General features: G+C 69.1%; 19 protein-coding genes and 2 riboswitches. Of the genes, 7 read left to right on the forward strand and 12 right to left on the reverse strand.

Annotation, left to right across the window (positions count from 1 at the left end; genetic code table 11):
* Positions 1-2 precede the first annotated feature (2 nt).
* On the forward strand, positions 3-1016 hold the full coding sequence (locus C8E87_RS13770; RefSeq protein ID WP_133876810.1) for an ABC transporter permease: 1014 nt from the start codon (positions 3-5) through the stop codon (positions 1014-1016).
* Here C8E87_RS13770 and C8E87_RS13775 read toward each other — a convergent pair.
* From C8E87_RS13775 to C8E87_RS13785, 3 genes are all read right to left on the reverse strand, one after another.
* Entirely contained in the window at positions 1013-1720 is a 708-nt protein-coding gene (locus C8E87_RS13775) for an anti-sigma factor family protein (RefSeq protein ID WP_133873466.1), read from the reverse strand. The two genes, C8E87_RS13770 and C8E87_RS13775, sit on opposite strands and share 4 nt — an antisense overlap.
* The gene (locus C8E87_RS13780; protein ID WP_133873467.1) at positions 1717-2238 is read right to left on the reverse strand and encodes a sigma-70 family RNA polymerase sigma factor; all 522 of its coding nucleotides are present in this window, start codon (positions 2236-2238) and stop codon (positions 1717-1719) included. Before C8E87_RS13780 ends, C8E87_RS13775 begins: the two co-directional genes overlap by 4 nt.
* Before the next feature lie 186 nt (positions 2239-2424).
* Positions 2425-3531: a neprosin family prolyl endopeptidase gene (locus C8E87_RS13785; RefSeq protein WP_239080375.1), complete on the reverse strand. Its 1107-nt coding sequence runs from the start codon at positions 3529-3531 to the stop codon at positions 2425-2427.
* A 1019-nt stretch (positions 3532-4550) separates the two neighbouring features.
* Here C8E87_RS13785 and C8E87_RS13790 point away from each other — a divergent pair.
* From C8E87_RS13790 to C8E87_RS13800, 3 genes are all read left to right on the forward strand, one after another.
* Positions 4551-5024, forward strand: coding sequence for a cysteine dioxygenase (locus C8E87_RS13790; protein ID WP_438866055.1), 474 nt, complete (start codon positions 4551-4553; stop codon positions 5022-5024).
* Entirely contained in the window at positions 5021-5428 is a 408-nt protein-coding gene (locus C8E87_RS13795; RefSeq protein ID WP_133873469.1) for a rhodanese-like domain-containing protein, read from the forward strand. Before C8E87_RS13790 ends, C8E87_RS13795 begins: the two co-directional genes overlap by 4 nt.
* A gap of 102 nt (positions 5429-5530) precedes the next feature.
* On the forward strand, positions 5531-7087 hold the full coding sequence (locus tag C8E87_RS13800) for a GGDEF domain-containing protein (protein WP_133873470.1): 1557 nt from the start codon (positions 5531-5533) through the stop codon (positions 7085-7087).
* Here C8E87_RS13800 and C8E87_RS13805 read toward each other — a convergent pair.
* The 3 genes from C8E87_RS13805 to C8E87_RS13815 form a co-directional block, all read right to left on the reverse strand.
* Complete coding sequence (locus tag C8E87_RS13805) at positions 7084-7635, reverse strand: hypothetical protein (RefSeq protein ID WP_166661160.1); 552 nt, start codon at positions 7633-7635, stop codon at positions 7084-7086. The genes C8E87_RS13800 and C8E87_RS13805 overlap by 4 nt on opposite strands.
* Before the next feature lie 149 nt (positions 7636-7784).
* The gene (locus C8E87_RS13810; protein ID WP_133873472.1) at positions 7785-8120 is read right to left on the reverse strand and encodes an Atu4866 domain-containing protein; all 336 of its coding nucleotides are present in this window, start codon (positions 8118-8120) and stop codon (positions 7785-7787) included.
* A 90-nt stretch (positions 8121-8210) separates the two neighbouring features.
* A complete protein-coding gene (locus C8E87_RS13815; RefSeq protein ID WP_239080374.1) occupies positions 8211-8777 on the reverse strand; it encodes a TetR/AcrR family transcriptional regulator in 567 nt (188 codons plus the stop codon).
* A gap of 215 nt (positions 8778-8992) precedes the next feature.
* Here C8E87_RS13815 and C8E87_RS13820 point away from each other — a divergent pair, with 215 nt between their 5' ends.
* Together C8E87_RS13820 and C8E87_RS13825 are read left to right on the forward strand one after the other, a co-directional pair.
* Positions 8993-9889, forward strand: coding sequence for an ABC transporter permease (locus C8E87_RS13820; RefSeq protein ID WP_133873474.1), 897 nt, complete (start codon positions 8993-8995; stop codon positions 9887-9889).
* Complete coding sequence (locus C8E87_RS13825) at positions 9882-10658, forward strand: ABC transporter ATP-binding protein (protein ID WP_133873475.1); 777 nt, start codon at positions 9882-9884, stop codon at positions 10656-10658. Before C8E87_RS13820 ends, C8E87_RS13825 begins: the two co-directional genes overlap by 8 nt.
* 3 nt (positions 10659-10661) lie before the next feature.
* Here the strand turns inward: C8E87_RS13825 and C8E87_RS13830 are convergent, their stop codons facing one another.
* Complete coding sequence (locus tag C8E87_RS13830; protein ID WP_133873476.1) at positions 10662-11714, reverse strand: coiled-coil domain-containing protein; 1053 nt, start codon at positions 11712-11714, stop codon at positions 10662-10664.
* Between the two features lie 3 nt (positions 11715-11717).
* A riboswitch (cyclic di-AMP (ydaO/yuaA leader) is annotated at positions 11718-11854 on the reverse strand.
* Positions 11855-12064: 210 nt separating this feature from the next.
* Positions 12065-12197, forward strand: a riboswitch (cyclic di-AMP (ydaO/yuaA leader).
* 3 nt (positions 12198-12200) lie between these two features.
* Between C8E87_RS13830 and C8E87_RS13835 the strand changes: the two genes are divergently transcribed.
* Complete coding sequence (locus tag C8E87_RS13835; RefSeq protein WP_133873477.1) at positions 12201-13232, forward strand: coiled-coil domain-containing protein; 1032 nt, start codon at positions 12201-12203, stop codon at positions 13230-13232.
* Positions 13233-13292: 60 nt separating this feature from the next.
* On the opposite strand, the gene C8E87_RS13840 is transcribed toward C8E87_RS13835, so the two are convergent.
* The 5 genes from C8E87_RS13840 to C8E87_RS13860 form a co-directional block, all read right to left on the reverse strand.
* Positions 13293-15656 carry a glycoside hydrolase family 65 protein gene (locus C8E87_RS13840; RefSeq protein ID WP_133873478.1) on the reverse strand — a complete coding sequence of 788 codons (2364 nt, stop codon included), beginning with the start codon at positions 15654-15656 and terminating at the stop codon, positions 13293-13295.
* A 60-nt stretch (positions 15657-15716) separates the two neighbouring features.
* Complete coding sequence (locus tag C8E87_RS13845) at positions 15717-16457, reverse strand: HAD family hydrolase (RefSeq protein ID WP_133876812.1); 741 nt, start codon at positions 16455-16457, stop codon at positions 15717-15719.
* Between the two features lie 87 nt (positions 16458-16544).
* Positions 16545-17033 (reverse strand): ATP-binding protein, encoded by a 489-nt coding sequence (locus tag C8E87_RS13850; protein ID WP_239080373.1) that lies wholly within the window; start codon positions 17031-17033, stop codon positions 16545-16547.
* 92 nt (positions 17034-17125) lie between these two features.
* Positions 17126-17989 (reverse strand): hypothetical protein, encoded by an 864-nt coding sequence (locus tag C8E87_RS13855; RefSeq protein WP_133873480.1) that lies wholly within the window; start codon positions 17987-17989, stop codon positions 17126-17128.
* Between the two features lie 137 nt (positions 17990-18126).
* The gene (locus tag C8E87_RS13860; protein WP_133873481.1) at positions 18127-19428 is read right to left on the reverse strand and encodes an ABC transporter ATP-binding protein; all 1302 of its coding nucleotides are present in this window, start codon (positions 19426-19428) and stop codon (positions 18127-18129) included.
* Positions 19429-19489: the final 61 nt, after the last annotated feature.

Here is a 19489-nt window from a genome sequence, read left to right on the forward strand (position 1 = left end):
CCATGACGAACGTCTCGGGACCGGAGACCCCGGCGATCGTTGCCGAGGATGTCCGCAAGGCCGAGCGCACCGACCGCGTCGTCGGCACGATCCAGCGGCAGGGCGCCCTGGCCGTCCTCGTCGTCGTGGTGCTGATCGCGCTGGCGACGTTCCCCAACTTCCGCAGCTTCGACAACGCGGCGACGATCCTGGTCGCGGCCGCGCCGCCGATGCTGATCGCGCTCGGCATGACCTTCGTGATCATCACGGGCGGGATCGACCTGTCGGTGGGCTCGCTCTACGTGCTCGGTGGCGTGCTGGCCGCCTGGGCCTCGCAGTACGGCATCCTGGCCGCGTTCCTGCTCCCACTGGCCGTGTGCGGGGCGATCGGCCTGGTCAACGGGCTGCTCATCGCGTACACCCGGATGGCGCCGTTCATCGTGACGCTCGCGGCCCTGCTCGGCGCGCGCGGGCTCATGCGGGCGATCAGCGCCGAGGGCTCCAACACGTACCTCGTGCAGGACGACACGTTCCGCAAGCTCGGCAACGGCTCGTTCCTCAACATCGGCTACCAGGTGTGGCTGGTCGCGGGGCTGGTCGTGATCGGCATGGTGGTGCTGGCCCGCACCCGGTTCGGCGCCTCGGTCTACTCCGTCGGCGGCAGCGAGGACGCGGCCAGCCTCATGGGTGTGCCCGTACGCCGTACGAAGGTCTGGGTCTATGTCCTGTCGGGGCTGCTCGCGGGGCTGGCCGGGGCCATCAACGCGGCCAAGCTCGGTTCCGGGGTGACGGTGCTGGGCACGGGCATGGAGCTGGACGCGATCGCCGCCGTCGTCATCGGCGGGACGCTGCTCACCGGCGGGGCGGGCACGATCGCCGGCACCATCGCCGGGGTGCTGCTGCTCGGCGTGATCCAAAACCTGATCAACCAGGTCGGCAACCTCAACAGCAACTGGCAGCAGGTGATCAGCGGCGCTTTCCTCGCCCTGGTCGTGGTGGCACAGACCTATCTCGTACGGCTTCGCAGAGTGACCTAATTCAAATCGGCCGTGCCCAGCACCTGACCGTCGTGATCCTGGACCTCGATCCGGCTGACGTTGCGCAGCTGGATCGAGCTCGCCCCGATCACCTTGGCGTTGCCGCTCGGCGTGGGCCCCCACACCATTGCCTGCTCGACCTGCCCGGACGAGGCCCGCACCTGGCAGTGGAAGGGGCCCTGGCCGCGCAGCTTCGTCACGTCGAGCGCCACCGAGACACCCCACGTCTTCGGCGTGAGCACGGCCTGACCCGCCATGCCGCTGCCCTGGGCCGGCAGGAACCGCGCGGTCACCAGCTCGGGGCTCGGCAACACCTGCGGCGGCCTGCCTTCCCGGTTGCCGCGCAGCACCCCGAACCCGATCCCCACCGCCACCAGCACCACGGCCGCTGCGGCGAGCCAGCGGACGCCGGCCATGCGGCTCTGCCGGGACCGCTCGGCCCGCATCAGGCGCAGCAGGCCGTCGATGTTCTCCTGGCTCGGGCGGGCCGACATGCTGACCGGCGCCGCCGTCGACGGCTCCTCCCGGTGCGCCTCGGGAAGCCGGCGCAGCAGCTCGGGCACGGCGGCCAGCCGGTCGAGCTCGTCCCGGCAGCGATCGCAATCGTGCAGGTGGGCGTCGAGCCGCTCGGTGTCCGCCTCGTCAAGGCCGCCGAGCAGATAACCCCCGAGCAACCGGTGCAGGTCGTCGTGGTCGGTGCTCACCGCAGCACCCCCATCTCCTCGAACACCGTGCGCAACGCCCGCACCGCGTAGTACGCCCGGGACTTGACCGTGCCCTCGGGCACCGAAAGCTCGCGGGCCGCGTCGGCCACGCTCTGGCCCTCGTAGTACATGGCCTTGACCACCGCCTGGTGGTCGGCCGACAGCCGCTCCAGCGCCTCGGCGACCAGCCAGCCCTCGACCATCTCGTCGACGTTGTCCGCCGACGGCATCGCGTTCACCGCGGCCTCGTCAGCCACCAGGTGCGGCCGGCGCTGCTCGGCCCGCCACGCGTTGGTGACCACGTTGCGAGCGATGGTCAGCAGGTAGGAGCGGGTGCGGCCGGGATCGGTGTCGAGGTGGTCGATGTGCTTCCAGGCGCGCAGCAGCGTCTCCTGCACGAGATCCTCGGCCCGATGCCGATCATGGACGTAGCGCAGGACGAAGCTGAGCAGAACCGCATAGTGCTCCATGTAGAGCGCGGTCATCAGCTCCTCGTCGGGGCTCACCCGTCGCCTCATCCGCGCCCGCCTTCTCGAACACCACTCGCCACCACGTTGTACACCGCGATGGTGAACTCGGTTCGACCCGGCACGCCGGACGTCCCCCGCGCCCGGCGGAACACTGGCGTGTCACGGGCACAATGAGGACGATGCCCGGTCCCCCTCGCCGGGACCGGGCATCGCGTCATGGGCCGCGCCGGGCGGTCAGCAGTCCCCCGGACCCCCGTACCGGAACGACCGTGCTGTGACCGGCGCGACGGGATACGTCTTCTCGGCCGTGCTGTAGATGAACAAGTCGACCGGCGGGCCGTCGATGTACGAGACACTCGAGACACGGGCAGCGGTGTCCTTGGACGACGGCGTGCCGTTGCCCATGTCGGTGCAGGTCTTGTCCTTGTTCACGCCGGCGGCGACCTCACCGTAGACCTGGACGTAGCCGGAGCGGTTGAACTTCACGCCCTGCTTGTTCCAGATCTCCTCCGGGAAGTAGCCGATCCAGGCGGTGTCGTACGCGATCCACCAGCCCTTGTCGTAGTACTGGATGCCGAACTTCTTGGTGACGCCGTACGGCAGGGTCGCGCCGGGCTTGATCTCGCCGTCGGCCTGGATCCAGCCGCAGCCGTTGTAGCACTGCGCCACGTCGTTGACCCAGTGGAAGACGAACAGGTGCGGGTCGTCGTCGCCGTTGACCACGCGGTCGACCGTCCAGCCGACCTCGATGGTCTGCGAGCCGTCGGCCGACTGCAGCGCCAGCTCGGCCAGCGAGTGATAGTCGTCCCGATCGAGCTCCGGCCGGCCGATCGTGATGTTGGCGTAGACGCCCGCGGTGTCGGCACTCTGCGCGCCGGTGTTGTACATGAAGTTGACCGTTTTGTCCTCCGCCTTGAGGCCCGGCGGCTTCGGCGGCACGACATCGGTCACGGCCGTGCGCAGGATGCTGTTCCTGGTGGTGCGCCCCTTCGGGCCGTACTCCCCTTTCGGGACCAACGACTCGCCGGCCTCGGCCGGGGCGGCGGACAGACCCTGGGATCGCAGCTTGCTGCTGGTCGCGCCGGCCGCGCCTCGCTTGAGCTTCTTGGGACGATCACCCCAGGGCAGCAGCGGCGGGGGCTTGCGCGAAGCCGTGGCCAGCGGACCAGTCGCGTTGGCAGCGTCAGCGCCGGCCGCGTCGGAAGCCTCGGCCGGGGCACTGGCCTCCGGCACGCTCTCGATCTGGTCGGCACCCGCGTTGACCGTGGAGACGACGCCTATGGCGCCGACCACGGCGATCGCAAGGCCGGCGGCCATGAGACCGCGGCGTGACTTCAACACTTGTCCGTCCTCGTTGATCGGGGGTTCGGAGGGAGCGGGCGAGGTGGCCTCCGGCACCGGTTCTCGGCGGCGACGTCACCATATAGCTTTCTCGATTCCACAGCGCCTGCTCAGTGCGATTTCCGCCTTAACGGCTGAGGTGCCGAGCCGATCTGGTGACCCATCGGCGAATTTCACTGACACAGCGTATCGGCATGACTCCGGAGGGCTTTGACGAAAGAGGCTAACCGCCGCGAGCTTCTTTCATCTCCACCATGGATCCCATACATGATCATGGCTCGGGATACCGCCGCGGCGACACGTGATCATGGCCCCGGCCCGCCGACGGGGGCCATGCGCACTGATCCACCCGACCACCGAGTGTGGACATTCCGGAAGGCGGCGACAATTCCGATGCTCGTGCTACATTGCCGCCCTCTTGCGGTTGGTGACCATCGACCCGGCATCCACATGGCACCTGTCCAGATAAATCCGCAATTGAGAGCGGGGCATTTCACGTACCGCGGTGTTCACAGTTCCGGCATATCCACTATCCCGCACTTGATCAACGAATGGGCGACCGTCCCGCAACCATCATGATCAATCCGCTTCCGACGACAGCACACTCGCCGACTCGCCGACTCGCCGAGGAACATCATCCCGGCCCTGTATCCGCACCCCGGCACCGGCCATGCCACCCGCCATCCGGAAGAACCGGGCCAAGTCCACAGAACGGCGAACCGACGCCCGCGGGCCTCCCAAATGGCGGAAGACGTTTGACGATCACGCCGGCCACCGGCCAGCATGTTGACCATGCAGCGGATGGGCATCCCTCTCATCGCCGACCTGGCGATTGATCTGGCGCGGTGCGCCAGCGCCTGCTGTCCCGGCTGACCTGCGTTTCCGCGCCTCCCAGCGACGCGCGTGACCCTGTTCGGCTGACTTCCCGCCACTGACGTGCGACGACCGGTATCCTGGACGGCATTGTGGCGGTAAACCTATAGGACTGATAGGCAATGTATGTAAACGAAGGAACCCCCGTGACCGCCGTCGGCACTCGTCCCGACCACCTCGCCATCGCCGGCCGCTTCGCCGCCGCGCCCGAGACGTGGCCCGTCGCGCCCCGGTACAACCCGGTCGACCGCTGGTATCACCGCCTGCACGTCGCCCACGACCACGAGGTGTGGCTGCTGACCTGGCTGCCCGGGCAGGGCACCGAGTGGCACGACCACGGCGGCTCGGCCGGCGCGTTCCACGTGTTCAGCGGCACGCTCACCGAGGACACGGTGGCTCTCGCCGACGGTCACGCACCCCGCGTCAGCTCCCGCGAGCTGGGCGAGGGCGCCGGCCGGCGGTTCGGCTCGCATCACGTGCACCGCATGACCAACCGGTCGCCGCGCCCCGCGGTCAGCGTGCACGTGTACGGTCCCGCCCTCACCACCATGACCAAGTACCGCGTCGGCGCCGCGGGCCTCGAGGTGCTCGAGGTCGAACGGGCCGGTGCGCAGTGGTGACCGTGGCCCCGCCCGGCTCCCTGGGCATCGCCGAGATCCTGGCCAACGCACGGTCCCGGCTGACCCGGGTCGGCCCGTTCGAGACGGCGGCCGCGATGGCACGCGGAGCCGTCCTGGTCGACATCCGCCCGGCGGCTCAGCGCGCCGAGTTCGGCGAGATCCCCGGTGCCGTGATCATCGAGCGCAACGTGCTGGAGTGGCGGCTCGACCCGCGCAGCGAAGCCCGCCTGCCGTTCGCGGGCAGCTACGCGCTCGAGGTGATCGTGACCTGCCAGGAGGGTTACACGAGCAGCCTGGCCGCGGCCGCCCTGCAGGACCTGGGCCTGGCCCGTGCCACCGACCTCGAGGGCGGTTTCGCCGCGTGGCGCGACGCCGGCCTCCCGACGATTCCGGGTGCGCCCTAGGAACAGGCCGTGGACGGGTTGGACAGGTACGCGACACCCGCCTCGTGAGATCGACCGGCATCCGTTGTAGGTGATCGACCGTCCGATGTTGATACTGAGAGCATGGACGGCGAGATCGCGCAGGATCCGCGGCTGCCGGTGCCGGTCACCGTGTTCGGGCCGCTGCATCTGCTGGCCCGTCGCGTGCACCGCCTGGCCAACACCGGCCACGGGCACGAGGCGCTCGAGGCGGCCGACGCGTACCTCGCCATCGCCCATGCCGTCGGTGACGAGCGTTCCGTGGTGTTCCTGGTGCAGGGCCAGATGTACGCGAACCTCTACATGGGCCGCCTGCCCGAGGCGATCAGGCTCGGCGAACGGTTGCTGCGGCTGCACCGGGCGGCCGGGTCGGTGCTCGGCGAGGCCAAGGCGCTCTGCGACCTCGCCCAGATCGACGTCCTGCGTGGACGCTACTTCCTCGGCATGGGCCACCTGGCCCGCGCCGCCGTGCTGCTCGACCGGCCCTACACCGACGGCGAGCGGCGGATCTCGGCGCTGTGCTCGTTCGCCGAGGCGGCGTCGGCGGCCGAGATGTACGAGATCGCCGCGGCCACGTACGACCGGCTGACCGTGACCCATGCGAGTTTCGGTCTCGTGCACGCCGCGACCCTGTTGCACTGGGGTCTGCGGCTGGCGCACGTGGGCCGGTCCGACGAGGCCGGGGCCCGGCTGCGGCGCAGCGCCGAGATCACCAGACAGCAGGTGGAGCAGCGCCCCGACGACGTGGTCGCCGTCGCGATGCTGGCCCTGGCCCTGGCCAAGCTGGGTGACGTGGTCCCGGCCGAGAAACTGGCCCGCGAGGCCGTCATGCCGCTGCGCCAGGCCGAAAACTACCGGTACGCCCGGATGGCGCACGTCGCGCTCGGCATCAGCCTGCGCACGCAGGGGGCTCTGGCCGAGGCGCGACGGGAGTTCGTCGCCGCCCGCGAGCTGTGCGGGTTCGGCACGGGCCCCGACGAGAAACCGATCATCCGGTTCGAGCTGGCACTGACCGCGCTGGCCACCGACGACGGCCAGGCCGCGCGCGACATCTTCGACACGGTCGAGGGGCAGACCCGCGAGTTGTGGCGGCTGCGCGAACAGCGACTGGCCCTGCTGCGTCAGGCCCGGCAGCGTGAGGAGTCGGAAGCTGCCCGGGCCCGGGCCGAGCGCGAGGTCCTTCGCGACCCGCTGACCGGCCTGGACAACCGGCGCCGCTTCGACCTGCTGATGCGGCACATCGACCAGGGCCGGATGGCCATGCCGCTGGTGCTCCTGCTGGTCGACCTCGACCACTTCAAGGCGATCAACGACGCGTACTCGCACGCCACGGGCGACCGGGCGCTGTGCGAGGTGGCCCGGATCCTGCGCGCGCACTGCCGTCCCGACGACGTCCCGGTCCGGTACGCCGGCGACGAGTTCACCGTGTTCCTGCGGGGCGACCTGGCCGTGGGACGCGAGGTGGCCGAGCGCATCCGCGCCGCCGTGGCCCGCGCCGACATCCTTCCCGGCGTACGCCTGACCGTGAGCGTCGGCTTGGCCGAGCTCGGTGAGGGCATGTCGGGCGAGACGCTGTTCCGCGAGGCCGACGACCGCCTCTACGCCGCCAAGTGGAGTGGCCGCAACACCATCGCGTCCTAGCCCGGCTTCACGATCTGCGAGCGGCCGCTGTAGAGACTGCGCGAGCCGTCGACCGCACGCGGCGTGTCCGGGGCGTCGAGCCACACCACGTACGGGGATCCGGACTTGAGACCGCGGATCGTTGTGCCGGCCGTACACTCGTCGCCGGTGGTGACCGTCTGCCACTGCGGCTCGGGTTGGGCGCCGCTGACCAGCTCCTGCGGCACAGCGGCCACCCGGTAGCGGTTGCCGAAACGGTTGGGCCACTGCACTGTCAGCGAGCCCCGGCCCACCGTCACGACCATCGGGATGAAGACCTTGCCGACGTCCTCGTTCCAGGCGACCGCGCAGGCCGAGCTCGTGGGCAGGTACGACACCGGCGGCAGTCCGGGACGCGGCGATCCGGAGTACCTCGGCGTCACGCTGGCCGTCGCCCGCCCGGGGGCGACCGTCACCCAGGCCGGGCCGCCGGCGTCGGCGGGGCTCTCGCTCGCGGACGGGTCGGAGCCGCCACCGCAGGCGCCCAGCAGCAACGGCAGCATCACGAGTGCCACTCGGAACCGCATCATCCCCCCTTTTCCCTCCGTTCGGCGCAAAGCACCGTGGGCTTAGGCGGGTACGGGCCCGGTGGTCCCCGGACGACCAGGCGCGGCGTGAACACCATCTCGCGGTGGGCGATCCCCGCCACCGTCTGACCCGGCCGGGGCCGGCAGAGCGGTCAGGCGGCGCGACCCAGGCGGTGGCCGGCCATCTCCAGAACGCCGCGGCCCACCCGTACGGGCGTGTGCAGGCCGGAGTCGTCGCACAGGTTCAGCGTGCCGCCGTCGAGGCGATAAGTGCCACGTGCCGGGCGCTTGCGACCGAGCACCTTTCCCGCGTACGTTCCGTCGGTCTTGATTTCCAGACGAACCGCGCCATCCGCGCTCGACCAGGCGCCGACCGGAGCTTCCGCCGGGGCTTCGTCGACCGGCGGCACGACGGCGCGGCCGGCCAGGGCGAGCGCCAGGAGCGCACCGGCGTCCAGAACGGTGGTGTCGACGTGCTCGTAACGCATGGCTGCTCCGGGGGCCGGGGATTCGAGGCCCCTACCTTCGGCCGGCGCGACGCCGCCTGCAGCCGACCGTCCGGTGCAGGTGGGTTGCTTTCAGCTGCCGGAGTGGCGCAGCGCCGCCGTGACCGCCGTCATCAGCTTCTCGAGGTATTCCGGGTCGGGCTTGGACCGGGAGACGGCCAGCCGCCAGTAGAGCGGGCCGAGGATCAGATCGACCGCGACGTCCGGATCGGTCCCTCGGGGCAGCTCGCCGCGGGCCACCGCCTGGCCGACCAGCTTTTCGCCGACCGCCTGCTGGTGGGTGCGCAGGGCCGTCTGGAGCGTCTCGGCGATCTGCGGGTTACGGGCGGCCTCGGCCATCAGGTCCGGAATGATCTGCGACGCGATCCGGTGTTGCAGCGCCCGGCTCACGATCATCATGATCAGCTGGAGGTCGCCGGCGAAGCTGCCGGTGTCGGGCAGCGGCACACTGCGTCCGGCCACGTCGGAGACGATCTCGAGCACCATCTCGAGTTTGTTGCTCCAGCGGCGGTAGATTGCTGTCTTGCCGACGCCGGCGCGGCGTGCCACGGCCTCGATGGAGAGCCGGCCGTAACCGACCTCGGCCAGCTCGTGCATCACCGCGTCCCGGATCGCCACGGTGATGTCGGTTCGAAGCACCGCGGCTCCGGCGGGTGCGCGCTTTGCTGTTGCCACACGGTCACTATACGCCAGGACGTTACGGTTGCGTTCCGCCCTTCGGTCGGATAACCTTCCCGGCACGTCGATACGAAGCCGTTCCATCGGCCGAGGCTTGACATGCTGATGGAGTGTTCTCGCCTAAAGAACCAGGGCCCGGTACCCCTCACGGGCCGACGAGATCGGAGCACCACCCCATGGCTCAGACGGCGGTTGCCGAGTCCGACACCGGGCCATCGCTCAAGGAGCTGGCCCTTCGGCATGGTCTGACGAAGGCCGGGCGCCTGCCCAGGCTGCCGGAATACACCCGGCACCTCTGGACGTACCGGCACTTCATAGCCGCTTTCGCCAACGCGAAGGTGAGCGCCTCGCTGGGCAGCACCAAGCTCGGCGTGGTCTGGCAGCTCCTCACCCCGCTGATCAACGCCGGCGTCTACTATCTGATCTTCGGTGTGCTGATCAACACCAAGCAGGGCGTCGACAACTTCATCGCGTACCTCTGCGCCGGCGTCTTCATCTTCGGGTTCACGCAGTCGGTGGTGCAGGCGGGCTCGCAGTCGATCACGGCCAACATGGCCCTGATCCGGGCGCTGCATTTCCCCCGGGCCAGCCTGCCGATCGCGGTCACCCTGGTCGAGGTGCGCAACATGGTCGCCTCGATCGTCGTGCTCGTCGCGATCGTGTTGTTCACCGGCGAGCCGATCACGGTCGAGTGGCTGCTCCTGATCCCGGCCCTGATCATGCAGTCGCTCTTCAACGCCGGGCTGGCCCTGTTCGTGTCGCGCCTGATCTCCAAGGTCACCGACATCCGGCAGCTGATCCCGTACATCCTGCGCATCTGGATGTACGGCTCCGCGGTGCTCTACCCGGTGACGTTCTTCGCCGAGCGACTGGACGGCTGGAAGCTCACCCTGGTCGAGGCCAACCCGATGCTGATCTTCATCGAGCTGATCCGGCACGCGCTGATGGAGAACGTCGAGCTGGCCCAGCCGATCGGCCTGCTCTGGCTGCAGGCTGTGATCTGGACGGCAGTGGTGAGTTTCGGCGGTTACGTCTACTTCTGGCGCGGAGAGAAGGGCTACGGCCGTGGCTGAGACCGAGCGGCAACCCACTGTCATCGCGGACAACGCGCACATCGTCTACCGCGTCTACGGCTCGGTGGCGCCCGGCGCCAACACTCCGCTGGCCAGCTTCAAGCGGATCATCACAGGCAAGAAGAGCGCCGCCGTACGCGAGGTGCACGCGGTCAAGGGTGTCAGCTTCGTGGCCTACAAGGGCGAGGCGATCGGCCTGATCGGCACCAACGGCTCCGGAAAGTCGACGCTGCTGCGGGCCATCGCCGGCCTGCTCCCGGTCGAGCGGGGCGGCGGCATCTACGCGGCCGGCCAGCCGTCGCTGCTGGGCGTGAACGCGGCGCTGATGAACGACCTGTCCGGCGAGCGCAACGTCGAGCTGGGCTGCCTCGCCATGGGCATGTCCCCGGCCGAGGTCAAGGCGCAGGCCGCCGGCATCATCGAGTTCTCCGGCATCAACGACCGTGGTGACTTCAGCTCGCTGCCGATGAAGACGTACTCGTCGGGCATGGCGGCCCGGCTGCGCTTCTCGATCGCCGCTGCCAAGAAGCACGACGTGCTGCTGATCGACGAGGCGCTGGCCACCGGTGACGCCAAGTTCCGCAAGCGCAGCGAGCAACGGGTGCGTGACCTGCGGAAGGAGGCCGGCACGGTCTTCCTGGTCAGCCACAGCGAGCAGTCGATCCGCGACACGTGCGAACGCTGCATCTGGCTGGAGTCCGGGACGATCCGTGCCGACGGCCCCACCGACGACGTGCTGAAGGAATACGAGTCCTACGTCAACAAATAGCGGTCACCGCACCGAGAGGTGCACATGGTTGGTGTGGTCGCTCGAGGGGTCGCCGTTGCCCCTCGAGTACGCCTTCCACCCGCTCGAAGGCAGCCAGATCCGCTTGAACCAGATGACGTAGAGCACGCCCAGCCGACTCGAGTTGTTGATGAAGTAGTTGGCCAGCCGGGTGCCGTACGCCTTGTCACCACCCGACGCGACGCCACCGAACCCCTTCTTCTCGGCCGCGAAGTCGCACGCCTGCCCCTTGGGATGCTCACCGCTGTTCTGCTCACGGAAGCACGCCACATAGCGCGTGAAACCGTCCGCCTTCGCCTGCTTGAGCGCGTGCAGCGTGCGCGGCGTCAGGCAACCGCTGGTGGTGGGGTCGTTCTCGGTGCACCCCTCGTCGGGCAGTGAGCCGTCCCGGTTGCGCGGCGCCGGGGTGGCCTTGCTGCTCGAACCGCCGTCGGTCGGCTCCTTGGCGTCCTCGCCCGTCCGGTCCGAGCCACCGGTGTTGGCCGCCTTGAGCGCGGTCTCGGCCTGCACCTTGCGCTTGGCCATGATGTTGACCTGCCGCTGCTGGTCACGGACCTCGGCGTCGATGGCCAGCTTGGCCTTGCGCTGGGCGTCACGGGTCGCCTTCAGGTCGGCCACGACCTGGTTCTCCCGCACCGCGACGGTTTCGAGCGTCTCGGCGCGGTCGAGGAAGCCACCGGCCGAGTCCGCCGCCAGCAGCGCGGTCATCGGGCCGAGACGGCCGGTCCGGTACGACTTCTGAATGATCTCGTCGATGGCGTCCTGCCGGGGTGCCAGGTCGGCGTCGAGCTCCTTGAGCTTCGCGGCGAGCTGGGCCTGACGGGTCTTGGACCGTGCCAGGGCCTCCTTGGCCTCCAGGAAACCCTTGGAGGCGACCTCGAGTTGCTGGATCAGGGACTTGGGGGCGCCCTCGCCGTCGTCGCCGTTGTCACCCGGCGCAGCGGCGGCCGGACCGGCCACCGCCAGGGTCAGCCCGGAGAGCGCGACGAGCAGGGCCAGCAGGGCCGCCGTTCGTCGCCGGACAGTCTTGTGCCGCACTCTTGTTCCTTCCGTCGGCCGCCGACCGGGTTAGCTGACGGGTTCGGGACGGAAGTGATCCCTACCGCGCGGGACGCGGATTCACCCCGGAAAAATTGGTTCCCCGGCTCGTCGAATGGACGATTAGGCGGCGGCCCCCTGGGGGTGGAGACCGACCCGACCATACCGACTTCATCACGAGATCGACAGTTATCGCACGCGATGCAATTCGCCGGCGACGCCGCGTGACGACAATTACGCAATGTGTTCGGACGGCTACCAAATTGCCTATTCTCTGATCCTGAAGCTCGCTGAACTCTCGGGTAAACTGGCCGCCGGTTCTGCCGCCGTGGCACCGCCCCCGAGGTGCCGGCAGACCACCGCCCAATCGCCGCGAGGCGAGCCGGGGAACCAGGTCAGTGGGGTGCATCCGCGCAAGCGGTAGGGATCGCTTCCGTCCCGAACCCGTCAGCTAACCCGGTCGGCGGTTTACCGGAAGGAACTGCATTGACCGTACGACCCCGCCGGTGGCTGATGCTTGCCCTGGCGCCGATCGTGGCCATCTCTTTCCTGGCCGTGCCCGCGTCCCCGGCCGGCGCCGAGCCCGGCGACTCGGGCGCCCCCAATGAGGGCACGTCGGGCGACACCGTGGGCAAGAACGCGACCCTCGACGACGTGATCGAGTCGTCGAACCGGCGCTTCGTCGCCGCCAAGGCCGCGGTGACCAAGTCCACAGCGGCGCGCAAGAGGCTGGCCACCGAGATCAGAGTCGCCGAGGCCAAGCGGCTCTCACTGTTGCCCGAGGTCAACGCCATCGCCGGCCAGCAGTACCGCACCGGCCACCTGGGGGCTGCCGGCTTCCTGCTGGGCAGCCAGAACTCGGACGACTTCCTGGCCAAGGCGGTCTCGCTCGAAGAGATCAACGCGATGCAGGACCGCAAGCTCGCCGAGCTCAACCGGGCGATCCGCGACGTCAACGCGAAGAAGGCCGCCCTCGACGCCGAGGTCAAGAAGTACGAGACCAACCTCGTCGCGATGAGGAAGCAGAAGGAAGCGGCCGACAAGGCGCTCGCGCTGGTCGGCGGCGAAAGCCTCACTCATGGTCTGGTGCTGGCGAAATCGCCGTCCGCCACCCCCGCGCCGCGCAATTCCGACGGCGGTTTCTCGCCGGAGGGCTGCAACGTGGCGGACCCCACCACCAATGGCTGCATCACCGCGCGTACACATCACATGTACAAAGAGGTGAAGAAGGCCGGCTTCAACAGATTCGTGGGTTGTCACCGCAACGGCGGGCCGTTCGAGCATCCCAAGGGCCGGGCCTGTGACTGGTCGCTGCAGAACCGCGGTTTCGCGCCCGCTCATAATGCCGACACCCGCAGGTACGGCAACAACCTGATGGCGTTTCTGGTGCGTAATGCCGACAAGCTCGGCATCTATTACGTCATCTGGTACAAGCAGATCTGGTTCCCGGCCAGCGGCTGGAGTTCGTACAGCGGTCCGAGTGACCACACCGACCACGTGCACGTGTCGATGCTGTAAGTGTCATCGACCAGGAAAAAGGCCCCGGGTGTGACCCGGGGCCTTTTTCGTTGCCGTGTGTCAGCTGGTCATGCGCCGCACCGGGGCGCGGCCCTGGGGCTGGATCGGCGCCGGGCCGACCGGGTGCGGCGGCGGGATCGGCACGGTCACCGGCTTGACCTGGGTGACCTCGACGTCCTTGCCGTGGTGGTTGATCACCAGACGGGCCGATCCGCCGCCGTTGCGCAGCGAATAGGTCACCTCGTCGGCGGTCACGTTCACCCGCAGCCGCAGCCCGCGCCAGAGCAGCGAGAACTCCAGGTTGTTGATGCGGCTGGGCAGGCGCGGCGCGAACGAGAGCTGACCGTTGAAGTCGCGCATGCCGCCCAGACCGGCTACCAGCGAGATCCACGTGCCGGCCAGCGACGCGATGTGCAGGCCGTCCCGCGAGTTCTGGTGCAGGTCGTGCAGGTCCATCAGAGCGGCCTCGCCCAGATAGTCGTGCGCCAGCTCCAGATGACCGGTCTCGGCCGCGAGAACGGCCTGGACGCAGGCCGACAGCGACGAGTCCCGGACGGTCCGCGCGTCGTAGTAGGCGAAGTTGCGGGCCTTCTCCTCCGGCGTGAACGCGTCACCCCGGATGTACATCGCCATGACCAGGTCGGCCTGCTTGACCACCTGCTTGCGGTACAGGTCGAAGTACGGGTAGTTGAGCAGCAGCGGATACGCCTCGGGCGGGGTGGCCTCGAAGTCCCACTCCTGCAGCCGGGTGAAGCCCTCGGACTGCTGGTGAACACCCAGTTCCCGGTCGTACGGGATGTGCACCGCGGCCGCCGCGTCCCGCCAGCCCGCCGTCTCCTCGTCGTCCACGCCCAGCTTCCGCGCCAGGTCGGGGTGACGCTTGGCGGCGTCGGCGGCCGCCATAAAGTTCTGCTGGGCCATCAGGTTGGTGTAGATGTTGTCGTTGACCACGGCGGTGTACTCGTCGGGACCGGTCACGCCGTCGATGTGGAACCGCCCGTGCCGGTCGTGATGACCCAGCGAGCGCCACAGCCGCGCGGTCTCGACCAGCAGCTCCAGCCCAACCTCGCGCTCGAAGTCGTAGTCGCCGGTGGCCTGCACGTAACGGCGTACGGCGTCGGCGATGTCGGCGCCGATGTGGAAGCCCGCGGTGCCGGCCGGCCAGTACGCCGAGCACTCCTGCCCGCGGATCGTACGCCACGGGAACGCGGCCCCCTGCAGGCCGAGCGTCTGGGCCCGCTCCCGCGCCAGGTCCAGCGTCGAGTGCCGCCAGCGCAGCACGTCGGCCGCCGCGGAGGGCTGTGTGTACGTCAGCGCCGGCAGCACGAAGCTCTCGGCGTCCCAGAACGTGTGGCCGTCGTAGCCGGGGCCGCTGAGACCCTTGGAGCCGATCGGCCGCTGCTCGGCCCGAGCGCCCGCCTGCAGCGTGTGGAACAGCCCGAAACGGACCGCCTGCTGCACCTCGGGGTCGCCCTCGACCTTGACGTCGGAGTGGTCCCAGAAGGCGTCCAGGTAGTCGCGCTGGGCCTCGACCAGGCCCTCCCAGCCGTCGAGCCGGGCGCTGGCGAGCGCGGCGCCGACCTGGTCGCGTACGGCGGGCAGCGAGCGGTGGCTCGACCAGCCGTAGGCCGCCAGTTTGACCACGCGCAGCTTCTGACCCGGCTCGAGCTTGCAGGCCACGGTCGTGCGCAGCCAGTCGGGGTGGCCCTCGGTGGTCACGGCGTGCTTGCCGGGGGTGTCGACGAGGTGTTCCATGGCCGCGGCCATGCGCAGGTCGCTGGCCTTGGTGCGGTGCACCAGCAGACCACCGGTGCGCTGCTCGAGCACCTCCTCGGACTGCAGCGGGTGGTCGAGCACGGCGGCGACCCGGGGGTCCTTGCTCATGGGCGGGAGCTGCTCGTTGGCGACCAGCTCGGACTGCAGGATCAGGCGGGACGGGCCGTCGAGCGGCTCGACCTCGTACAGGAAGGCGACGACGGAGCGCTGGGTGAAGGAGACCAGCCGCACGGTGCGTACGCGGATCGCCTGGCCGGACGGGGAGACCCACTCGACCGTCCGCTCGAGTGTGCCCGCCCGCAGGTCGAGGACCCGCTCGTGGGACCGCAGCTCGCCGTAGCGTACGTCGAACGGCTCGTCGTCGACCAGCAGCCGCATGAGCTTGGCGTTGGTCACGTTAACCATCGTCTGGCCGGATTCGGGGAAGCCGTAGCCCGCCTCCGCGTACGGCAGCGGACGGAGTTCGTAGAACGAGTTCAGGTACGTGCCCGGCAGGCCGTGCGGCTCGCCCTCGTCCAGGTTTCCGCGTATCCCGATGTGTCCGTTGGCCAGCGCGAACACCGACTCCGACTGGGCCAGCAGGTCGAGGTCGAGCCGGGTCTCCCGGATGTGCCAGGGATCGACGGGATATGCCCGTTCACGGATCACGGTGGTGCCTCTCGAAAATGAGCAAAGGAAAGTCTTGAAGATATAAACGCTGATACGTGCTCAGCGCGTCAGGAGTTCGGACAGGTCCGTGACAACGATGTCGGCACCGTTGTCCAGAAGCGCCTGAGTCTGACCCACACGGTCAACCCCGATCACGATCCCGAACTTGCCGGCCCGTCCCGCGGCCACGCCGGCCTGGGCGTCCTCATAGACGGCACAGCTTTCCGGCGGGAGGCCGAGCTGCACGGCGGCGTACAGGAACGTGTCGGGTGCCGGCTTGCCCGGCAGACTCTGCTCGCGGGCGGTCACCCCGTCCACGCGCACCTCGATGAGATCGGCGATGCCCGCCGCCTCCAGAACGTCCTTGCAGTTGGCGCTGGCCGACACGACGGCACGGCGCAGGCCGGCTTCCTTCGCGGCCTTGAGGTAGTCGACCGAGCCGGCGTAGACCTGCACGGCGCCCTCTTTGATCTTCTGCAGGACGAGGAGGTTCTTGCGGTTGCCGATGCCGTTCACGGTCTGCTGGTCGGGACCGTCGTCCGGGGTGCCCTCGGGAAGGGTGATGTGCCGAGAGGCCAGGAAGGTGCGAACACCATCGGCGCGTGGGCGGCCGTCGACGTAATCGTGATAGTCGGCGCCGGGGTCGAACGGCACGAACGCTTGCCCGTGCTGCACCGACCACGCTTGGAGGAAGGTGTCGAACGTCTGCTTCCACGCAGCATTGTGCACAAGAGCGGTCTGCGTGAGCACGCCGTCAAGATCGAAAAGGCATGCTGTTACTTGAGGAGGTAGTCCGAGCACCGGCCCAATGTAGCCGCACCCGGACACCCATGAGTCCGGAAGGGCGGCTTCACATTTCGACGGCGAGTTTACGGGCAGTTCAAAGTGCTATTGCCGGCTCGTGTCGCCCGGCGCGGCGAGCAGGATCCGCAACCCGATCGTGGTACCGATCGGGCCGGTGGCCACGGTGACCTCGTCGCACAGCTGATGGGCCAGCCAGATGCCACGGCCACCCACCTCGTACGCCTCGGGGACCTCGGGCGGCGTCAGGTAGTGCGCGGGGATGCCGGGGCCGGAGTCGGTCACCGAGCACCACGCCGAGCCGTCGGCCAGCCAGAGCAGCAGCCGCCCGTTGCCCCCGGCGTGCAGCACGACGTTGGTGACCACCTCGTTGACCGCGAGGACGAAGCCGGAGAGCCGGTCGCCGCCCAGGCCGGAAGTGGTGAGACGGGCCGACACCTCATGCCGGACCAACGCGATCTCGTCACGCCCGAACCGGCGGTCGAGCAGGCGGCCGCCGGACGTGGACGGCGCGCTCGCGAGGACCGTCGGCGAGACACCAGCTTCCACCGGCTCCGCGCCCGGAGCCGGTCGCACACCCTGTCGCACTCTGTCCTCCACCGTGGTGCAGCCTACGCGGTGTGCCACCTCAGTGGCACCACGCGTCCACGATATTGGGTGACGGCTCGTCAGAGGAGATCGGCGATCGTCCGGAAGATCTCCGCGTAGAAATTGCCGTCGATGTCGCGGTACAGACTGAATTTCATGTTCGGGCTGCCGAAGAACGGGCGCAGTGTCCAGGCGAGCTGCGTGCCCACGAAGCCGAACAGCAGAATCCAGATGTAGAGCAGGGTCATGCTGGGCGGCGTCGGCTGCCCCACCGGGCGCGGCGCCGGGCGGAGCGGGCCGTGCCCGTACGCGGGCGGGATCTGCACAGGAGCAGCGCCGTTGGCAGCCGTGGGCTGCCCCTCCGCCGGAGCGCCCGCGGTGACCAGGGCCTTGGCCGGCTCCGCGGCCGCCGCGGCGGGAACCGCGGGCGCCTCGGCCTTGGGGGCGAGCAGGCCGTGCTCGTTGAGCACCCGCATGCCCCCGGTCAGGAACCGCAGGCCGACCAGCGCCGACAGGGCCAGGATGAGCACGTTGAGCAGCTTGAAGAACGCGTAGTCGGGCGCGGTGATCAGGAAGAACAGGCTGATCGGCGCGAACGCCAGCGCCAGCATGGCGGTCACGGTCAGCGCGACCATCACCAGCGACAGCGACTGCCGGATCGACAAGCGGGCGCCGAAGACCAGATTGAAGAGGTAGAGCGTGGGCAGGCAGATGGTCAGCGTGGCCAGGAACAGCAGCGGCAGCTTGCCCGCCGAGGTCAGGGCCATCAGCACGCTGTGGAAGGAGCCCAGCACGGCGCCGTAGACGGCGAGGGCCGCCACCGAGCTGATCAGCATCTGGCCGGTCAGCTTGGGCAGCTCGCGGTCCTCCACGATTTGCTGCCAGATGCCCTGCCTGTCGCGCAGGATGCGTTCGATCACCAGAAGTCCGGACGCGTTCGCCACGTTCCTACCTCCTTCGGGTCGGGTCGGTACCGTCGATACGCCACCGCACCGACGTGTGGGCGGAACGCTACGCCATCGATGCAAACGGGGGAAGGCCCGCGCTTGCGCACGGGCCTTCCCCCGGTGACGGGTAGGGGTCAGCGCCAGCCGATGTCGATCCGGTCGCCGCGCTCGTCGAAGAAGTGCAGGGCATCCATCTTGACCGCGACAGCGAGCGGGTGGCCCGGCGAGACGGGCGGGTACGGCGCCAGGCGTACGCCCAATTCGGCCGGGCGGCGGTGGTGGCGTCCGGGGTCGTTGAGCACGCTCTGCCGCTCGGACTCACGGGTCTTGACCGCGGTGCCGCCGGCGCGGCCGGTGAGCCGCTGCAGGGCCCCGCCGAACCGCTTGAGCGCCCCTCCCACGGGTTCGCTCTCGGTACGCGTACGGGCGCCCATCTCGTCGATGACGATCGCCGTCGCGCCGATGTCAAGGTAGGCCAGCGACTCGTGCCCGTGGTGCTCCAGGTAGCGGATGCGGCCGCGCAGCACGTCGCCCGGCTGGTCCGGCGCGACCGGGGTGAGCGCCTCGGCCCGCATGCCGACCACGATCCGCTCGCCGTGATAGTGCGCCACGGCACGCGACCGGATGTCGTTCCACGGCAGGTACAGCGCCTGCTCGCCGAAGTTCAGCTCGACGTAGCGCTCGAGGTGCACGAAGACCGACGCCTCGAGCAGGTTCATCCGGGGCGCGCCCAGGAACGCCGCGACGTAGAGGGTGGCCGGCCGCCCGTACACCTCGGTCGGTGTGCCCACGTCCTGCAGGACGCCCTTGCGCATGATCGCGACCCGGTCGGCCATGGTCAGCGCCTCGGCCTGGTCGTGCGTCACGTACATCGTGGTGACGCCCAGTTCCCGGGTCAGGCCGGAGATCTCGGCCCGAAGCTCGGCGCGCAGGCCGCTGTCGAGGTTGGAGAGCGGCTCGTCCATCAGGAACAGACCCGGCCGCCGTACGATCGCCCGCCCCATCGCCACCCGCTGCCGCTGGCCGCCGGAGAGCTGGCTCGGCTTACGGCCCAGCACATCCCCTATGCCGAGCGCGGCCGCCACGTCACCCACCCGCTCGCCGCGTGGCGTCGGCTCGACACCCGAGAGCTTGAGCGGAAAACCGATGTTGTCGCCGACCGTCATGTGCGGGTAGAGCGCGAAGTCCTGGAAGACCATGGCGATGCTGCGGTCGCGGGGGGCGAGTTCGAGAACCGGGTCGCCGTTGAGGAGGATGTCGCCCTCGGTGGGGTCCTCGAGTCCGGCGATCATACGGAGGACCGTGGACTTCCCACAGCCGGACGGCCCGAGGAGAACCAGGAACTCGCCGTCGTCGACGTCGAGGCTGACGTTGTTGACGGCGATCGTGCCGTCGGGCCACACCTTCGTAACGTCTTTGAGCGAGACGGTCGACACCGTCTACCTCCCCTGCCGGGCACCATCAATGTGATCCCGGTCCCACGACGGCCGGCGATCG

Origin of the sequence: Paractinoplanes brasiliensis (assembly GCF_004362215.1) — a bacterium.
Lineage (GTDB): Bacteria > Actinomycetota > Actinomycetes > Mycobacteriales > Micromonosporaceae > Actinoplanes > Actinoplanes brasiliensis.

What these genes read in the sequence shown, in the direction of transcription:
- C8E87_RS13770 (WP_133876810.1), top strand. Translation starts at nt 3, where the DNA reads ATGACGAACGTCTCGGGACCGGAGACCCCGGCGATCGTTGCCGAGGAT.
- C8E87_RS13780 (WP_133873467.1), bottom strand. Translation starts at nt 2,238, where the DNA reads ATGAGGCGACGGGTGAGCCCCGACGAGGAGCTGATGACCGCGCTCTAC.
- C8E87_RS13800 (WP_133873470.1), top strand. Translation starts at nt 5,531, where the DNA reads ATGGACGGCGAGATCGCGCAGGATCCGCGGCTGCCGGTGCCGGTCACC.
- C8E87_RS13805 (WP_166661160.1), bottom strand. Translation starts at nt 7,635, where the DNA reads ATGATGCGGTTCCGAGTGGCACTCGTGATGCTGCCGTTGCTGCTGGGC.
- C8E87_RS13810 (WP_133873472.1), bottom strand. Translation starts at nt 8,120, where the DNA reads ATGCGTTACGAGCACGTCGACACCACCGTTCTGGACGCCGGTGCGCTC.
- C8E87_RS13820 (WP_133873474.1), top strand. Translation starts at nt 8,993, where the DNA reads ATGGCTCAGACGGCGGTTGCCGAGTCCGACACCGGGCCATCGCTCAAG.